Below are 6,689 nucleotides of genomic sequence, written 5' to 3' on the forward strand. Positions count from 1 at the left end.
TCGTTGTCAAGGACATCCCAGCCAACTGCGTGGCCGTCGGCAACCCTTGCCGGGTCGTCAGAAAGATTACTGAGGCTGACGAGACCAGTGACTTGAACTGGAAAAAGTAGGCAAAAAACCAAACTGAAACAGATAAATAGGTTGAAAGAAAACGACTCTGCTATTAAGAGTCGTTTTTTGTTTACTAAAAATATTTCAGTAAAATATCTTGATTTGTTTAGTAAACAATAATATACTGTAAGCGTAAACAAGATAAACACTCAAAAAGGAGAAAAACATGAAGAAAAAGCTTGTCTCACGCTTGTCGTACGCGGCCGGTGCCTTTGGCAACGACGTCTTCTACGCGACTTTGTCAACTTATTTTATTGTTTTCGTTACTACTCATCTTTTCAACGCTGGCGATCATCGAATGATCTTCATAATCACCAACTTGATCGCGGCAATCCGGATCGGAGAAGTCCTGATCGATCCCTTGATTGGGAATGCAATTGACCGGACTGAGAGCCGGTGGGGAAAGTTCAAGCCCTGGGTCGTAGGCGGGGGGATTATCAGCTCCTTAGCCTTGCTGGCTCTTTTTACAGACTTTGGTGGCCTCAATCAAAGCAATCCTATGGTTTACTTAATTATTTTTGGCATTGTTTACTTGCTCATGGACGTCTTTTACTCTTTCAAGGATACAGGCTTCTGGGCTATGATTCCGGCTCTGTCACTTGATTCTCGAGAAAGAGAGAAGACTTCGACTTTCGCCAGAGTCGGTTCAACCATTGGCGCCAACCTGGTTGGGGTAATCATCACTCCAATCGTCCTCTTTTTCTCGTCTAGCAAGGCCAACCCTAATGGGGACAAGCAAGGCTGGTTCTTCTTTGCCTTGATCGTTGCTGTGATTGGAATCTTGACTTCCATTGCTGTTGGCTTAGGCACTCATGAAGTCAAGTCAGCCCTTCGGGAAAGCAAGGAAAAGACGACTTTGAAGCAGGTCTTCAAAGTTCTGGGGCAAAACGACCAGCTCCTCTGGCTTGCCTTTGCCTACTGGTTCTACGGCCTGGGCGTCAACACCCTCAACGCTCTTCAGCTTTACTACTTCTCATACATCTTAGGCGATGCCCACGGCTACAGCCTCCTGTACACCATCAATACCTTTGTTGGCCTGGTATCCGTTTCCTTCTTTCCGTCACTGGCCAAGAAGTTCAACAGAAAACGGCTCTTTTATGCCTGCATTGGAATCATGCTTTTAGGGATTGGCATCTTCTCAGTTGCTAGCGGCTCCTTGGCCTTGTCCCTCGTTGGCGCTGAACTCTTCTTTATTCCTCAGCCTCTGGCCTTCCTGGTCGTATTGATGATTATCTCTGACGCCGTTGAATACGGTCAGTTGAAGACTGGACACAGAGACGAGGCCTTAACCTTGTCTGTTCGGCCCCTGGTCGACAAGTTGGGCGGGGCCTTGTCCAACTGGTTCGTTTCGTTGATTGCCGTAACTGCTGGCATGACTACCGGGGCAACTGCTTCAACGATTACCAGTCACGGACGGATGGTTTTCAAATTAGCCATGTTTGCCTTCCCGGCAGTCATGCTGCTGATTGCGGTTACCATCTTTGCTAAAAAGGTTCTTTTGACTGAAGAAAAGCACGCTGAAATTGTTGACCAGCTGGAAGCCCAGTTCAGCCAAAGCCATGCTGAAAAGCCGGCACAAGCTGAAAAATTTGCTTTGGCAAGTCCCTTGTCTGGTCAGTTGATGACCTTGGACATGTTGGATGATCCAGTTTTTGCCAGCAGAAAATTGGGCGACGGTTTTGCCTTGGTGCCAGAAGATGGGAAAGTCTACGCGCCATTTGCCGGCACTGTCCGTCAGCTGGCCAAGACCCGGCATTCCATTGTCTTGGAAAATGAAGCCGGAGTTTTAGTTTTGATCCATATTGGTCTAGGAACAGTCAGACTGAACGGAACTGGCTTTGTTAGCTATGTTGAAGAGGGCAGCAAGGTTGAAGCCGGTCAAGAGATCCTGGAATTCTGGGATCCAGTTATCAAACGCGCCAAGCTGGACGACACGGTAGTCGTAACCGTAGTCAACAGCAAGAGCTTTGAGGCAAGTCGGCTGCTATTGCCAATTGGTCACAGCATCAAGGCTTTGGATAATGTATTTGAGCTAGAAGGGAAGAAATAGAAAAATGAACGAAAAGCATGCAAAAAGAATTGACCAAGCTGACCAAGCCTGGCTGGCCGATCCGGAAGTTTACGAAGTCAACACTTTGCCGCCGCACTCAGACCATGAGTCTTTCCAAAATCTGGAAGAACTAAACAGCGGTAAGTCCAGCCTGGTCCAATCCCTTGATGGGGATTGGCTGCTCAATTATGCTGAAAACGGCCAAGGACCAGTCAACTTCTATGAAGAAGACTTTGACGACAGTAGTTTCCAGTCTGTCAAAGTGCCAGGAAACCTGGAGCTGCAGGGCTTTGGGCAGCCGCAATATGTCAATATCCAGTATCCATGGGATGGCAGCGAGGAGATCTTTCCTCCCCAAGTTCCATCAAAAAATCCTGTTGCTTCTTATGTCAGATACTTTGATCTGGAAGAAGCCTTCTGGGACAAGGAGGTTAGTCTGAAGTTCGAAGGGGCGGCAACTGCTATCTACGTTTGGCTGAACGGTCACTTTGTCGGTTATGGGGAAGATTCTTTTACTCCAAGCGAGTTCATGGTCACCAAGTTCCTCAAAAAAGAAGGCAATCGTTTAGCTGTCGCCTTATACAAGTACTCTTCGGCCTCTTGGCTGGAAGACCAGGACTTCTGGCGCTTATCCGGAATCTTCAGATCAGTTAGCCTTGAGGCCAAGCCGCTGCTTCACCTGCAGGACTTGAAGCTGACCGCTGATTTGGTCAATGATTATCAAACAGGTTCTCTAAAGGTAGAAGCCGACATTGCCTATCGTTTGCCAAATGCCAGCTTCCAATTGGAACTGCGGGATGGAGATAATGATCTGGTCGCTGAAAAAGTCGGCCCAATCAGAAGCGGAAAGCTGGAATTTACGCTGGAAGACCTGCCGGTTAAAGGCTGGAGCGCTGAAGAAGCAAATCTTTATCAGGTCCGTCTGTTCCTTTATCAAGCAGGCAGTTTATTAGAAGTCGATCGGCAAGATGTCGGTTTCCGCAACTTTGAACTAAAAGACGGAATCATGTACTTGAACGGCAAACGGATTGTCTTTAAAGGAGTCAATCGGCATGAATTTGATTGCAAGTTGGGCCGGGCGATTACTAAAGAAGACATGATCTGGGACATCAAGACCATGAAGCAAAACAATATCAACGCGGTTCGCTGCTCACACTACCCAAATCAGTCCCTCTTTTACCGATTGTGTGACAAATACGGTCTCTATGTGATCGATGAGGCCAACCTGGAAAGCCATGGCACCTGGGAAAAGGTAGGCCACGAGGACCCGAGCTACAATGTTCCGGGCAACGATCAGCGTTGGTTGGGAGCTAGCCTGTCCCGGGTAAAGAATATGATGGCGCGGGACAAGAACCATGCTTCAATTTTGATCTGGTCTTTAGGCAATGAATCATACGCTGGAACTGTCTTTACTCAAATGGCTGACTATGTAAGACAGGCTGATCCAAACCGGATTCAGCACTATGAAGGGGTGACCCATAATCGAAAATTTGATGGCGCGACCCAAATCGAAAGCAGGATGTATGCTCCAGCAAAAGAGATTGAGAAATATCTTATAGATAAGCCGGAAAAACCATTCATCTCAGTCGAATATGCGCACGCCATGGGTAATTCCGTCGGCGACCTGGCTGCTTACACTGCTTTGGAAAAATACCCGCACTACCAGGGTGGTTTTATCTGGGACTGGATCGATCAGGCTTTAGAAAATAAAGGACACCTGCTTTACGGGGGAGATTTTGACGACCGGCCGAGCGACTATGAATTCTGTGGAGACGGTCTGGTATTTGCCAACCGGGAGTTGTCGCCAAAACTTGCCAACGTTAAGTCTCTTTACTCTAACCTCAAAATGCGTGTCAAGGATGGACAGTTATTCCTCCAAAACGACAACCTGTTTACTAACAGTTCGGTCTATTACTTCATCAGCAGCCTTTTAGTTGACGGCAAGTTGACCTATCAGAGCCGGCCATTGGCTTTTAACTTGGAGCCAGGTGAAAGCGGGAATTTTGCCTTGCCTTGGCCAGAGACTGAAGATGAGAGAGGTGAGCTCGTCTTCCAGGTAACGGCTCATTTAAAAGAAGATCATCTTTGGGCTAATGAAGGTTTTACGGTTGCCGAAGCAGAAGAAGTTGTTGAAAAACTGCCGGAATTTGTACCACAAGCGCGGCCAGAACTGGTTGATTGTGATTTCAACTTGGGGCTGAAGGGGAAAGACTTCCAGATTCTTTTCTCTAAGGCGAAAGGCTGGCCGGTTTCTATCAAGTATGCTGGAAATGAGTACTTGAAACGCCTGCCGGAATTCACCTTCTGGCGGCCTTTGACTGACAATGACCGGGGGGCTGGCTACGGTTTTGACATGGCCCGGTGGGAAAACGCTGGCAAGTATGCCCGTTTGCAGGAAATGTCTTACGAGATCAAGGAAAACAGCATCTTGGTCATAACCACTTTTTCTTTGCCAGTCGCCTTAAAAGGGGACTTGACCGTTACTTATGAAGTTGACAGCCAAGGGAAAATCGCTGTAACCGCTGACTTTCCAGGATCCAAAGAAACGGGTTTGCTGCCGGCCTTCGGTTTGACCTTTGCCTTGCCAAAAGAATTGACCAGTTACCGTTACTATGGGTTGGGACCGAATGAAAGTTACTCCGACCGCTTGGAAGGAAGCTACCTGGGTATCTATCAAGGAGAAGTTGCTGACAACTTCACCCATTACCTTCGTCCACAAGAAGCCGGCAACCGGAGCCGGGTCCGCTGGTATCAGCTTTTTGGCCAGGAAGGCGGACTTGAATTGTCGGCTAATGGGGCAGACTTGAATCTTTCAGCACTCCCATATTCAGCTGCACAGGTTGAGGCCGCTGACCATGCCTTTGAGCTAACTAACAACTACACCTGGGTCAGAGCCTTATCAGCTCAGATGGGAGTCGGTGGAGACGATTCATGGGGACAGAAAGTCCACCCAGAATTCTGCTTGGATGCACAGGAAGCACGGGAGTTGAGCTTGGTGATCCAACCACTTTTTACTAAATAAATGCTACAATTGATTTTAAAGCAAGAATTTTAGTAAAAGCGAGTGAGGATAATGGCAACGATCAGAGAGGTGGCTAAAGCGGCAGGCGTATCACCGGCAACGGTTTCTCGGGTCTTGAACTATGACCAGACCTTGTCAGTCAATGAGGCAACGCGGCAAAAGATATTTGAAACAGCTGAAGCCATGCACTACCATAAGAGTCGCAAGACGAGAAAGGGACATCAAAAATGCTTGGCCATTTGTCTTTGGTGTGACCAAGAGCAGGAAATCAAAGACCTGTATTACTATTCAATCAGAAGCAGTGCGGAAGCTGAGGCTCAGAAGCAGGGCTTTCAAAGCCAGGTCGTTTATGCTGGTGATCCTTTGCCAGACTCGGCTACGTTAAGCGGGATCATCATGATCGGCTACCAACAGTATTCAGCAGCTCGTTTGACAGAAGTCAAAAAGACAGAACTCCCCCTCGTTTTTGTTGATACTGATACACTTAAATTAGGTTATTGCTCGGTTGTAGCTGACTTTGGCCAAGCTATGCAGGAAGCATTAGAAGTCTTATGGCAGCAGGGCAAAGAACGAATTGCTCTCTTAGACGGGGATTTGGGCAGCGATTTTGATAAAAACAACTTGGTTGACTTTCGCTTTCGTGACTACAAGGACAGTTTGGAAAAACGTGGCCAGTTTGACTCGGATTTGGTCTATGTTGGCAACTTTACTCCTCAATCTGGATATGAAGCCATCAAAAAGGCTATTTCAGCAGGGCCTTTCCCGGAAGCTTTGATCGTTGCCAATGACGCCATGGCTATTGGAGCACTTAAGGCTTTTAAAGAAGCTGGAATCAAAGTGCCTGAAGACGTTAGTTTAATATCATTCAATGACACGACAGCGGCGGAATTTGCCAATCCTGCCTTGACCAGCGTGCACGTTGAAACCCAGCAAATGGGACGAGCGAGCGTCAAGGTCTTAAAAGATCAGCTTGATGACGAAGGGGCTGGAATCTACAGGATTACTTTCCCGACTAAGCTCGTTTACCGCGAGTCCTGCCCGAAAGAATAACAGGCATAATCAGAGCAAAGAAATAGCTTGGAGATTGATTTTCTCCAAGCTATTTTTCTTATTCAATTGAGTAAAAATTATGGCTGCATTCTGTTGATCATCCGCGGGAACGGCACGGCTTCACGGACGTGGTCCAGCTTGCAGATCCAAGCGATGACCCGTTCAAAGCCCATCCCGAAGCCGGAGTGCGGCACGCTGCCGTACTTGCGCAGGTCCAGGTACCAGCTGTAGTCGTCCAGGTTTAGGCCGGCTTCTTCAATTTGCGCCTTCAGGGTGTCGTAGTCGGCTTCACGCTCAGACCCGCCCATGATTTCCCCGTAGCCTTCCGGTGCTTCAACGTCGGCACAGAGGTAGGTCAGCGGGTTTTCCGGGTTCTTCTTCATATAGAACGGCTTGATGGCTACCGGGTAGTTCACGATGAAGAACGGCCGGTCAAACTGCTCTGACAGGTAGGCT

At 48.0% G+C, this 6,689-nt stretch carries 4 protein-coding genes; 3 read left to right on the forward strand and 1 reads right to left on the reverse strand.

Annotated elements, in window-relative coordinates; genetic code table 11:
* Positions 1–277 precede the first annotated feature (277 nt).
* Genes lacNas_RS08170 through lacNas_RS08180 form a run of 3 tightly spaced genes read left to right on the forward strand, consistent with a single transcriptional unit; the run spans position 278 to position 6,233 of the window.
* Entirely contained in the window at positions 278–2,161 is a 1,884-nt protein-coding gene (locus lacNas_RS08170) for a glycoside-pentoside-hexuronide (GPH):cation symporter (protein WP_201331209.1), read from the forward strand.
* 4 nt (positions 2,162–2,165) lie between these two features.
* Positions 2,166–5,183 carry a beta-galactosidase, LacZ type gene (lacZ, locus tag lacNas_RS08175; RefSeq protein WP_201331208.1) on the forward strand — a complete coding sequence of 1,006 codons (3,018 nt, stop codon included), beginning with the start codon at positions 2,166–2,168 and terminating at the stop codon, positions 5,181–5,183.
* A 51-nt stretch (positions 5,184–5,234) separates the two neighbouring features.
* Positions 5,235–6,233, forward strand: a complete 999-nt coding sequence (locus lacNas_RS08180; protein WP_244660700.1) for a LacI family DNA-binding transcriptional regulator — start codon at positions 5,235–5,237, stop codon at positions 6,231–6,233.
* 77 nt (positions 6,234–6,310) lie between these two features.
* On the opposite strand, the gene lacNas_RS08185 is transcribed toward lacNas_RS08180, so the two are convergent.
* Positions 6,311–6,689: amino acid--tRNA ligase-related protein (locus lacNas_RS08185; protein ID WP_307865706.1), on the reverse strand; the 379-nt coding region annotated here is incomplete at its 5' end.

This window comes from Lactobacillus nasalidis (assembly GCF_016587775.1).
In the GTDB taxonomy this organism is placed as follows: Bacteria; Bacillota; Bacilli; order Lactobacillales; family Lactobacillaceae; genus Lactobacillus; species Lactobacillus nasalidis.

Bases quoted from the DNA above. Each gene is read 5' to 3' on its own strand.
- lacZ (WP_201331208.1), top strand. From the start codon at position 2,166: ATGAACGAAAAGCATGCAAAAAGAATTGACCAAGCTGACCAAGCCTGG.
- lacNas_RS08180 (WP_244660700.1), top strand. From the start codon at position 5,235: ATGGCAACGATCAGAGAGGTGGCTAAAGCGGCAGGCGTATCACCGGCA.
- lacNas_RS08170 (WP_201331209.1), top strand. From the start codon at position 278: ATGAAGAAAAAGCTTGTCTCACGCTTGTCGTACGCGGCCGGTGCCTTT.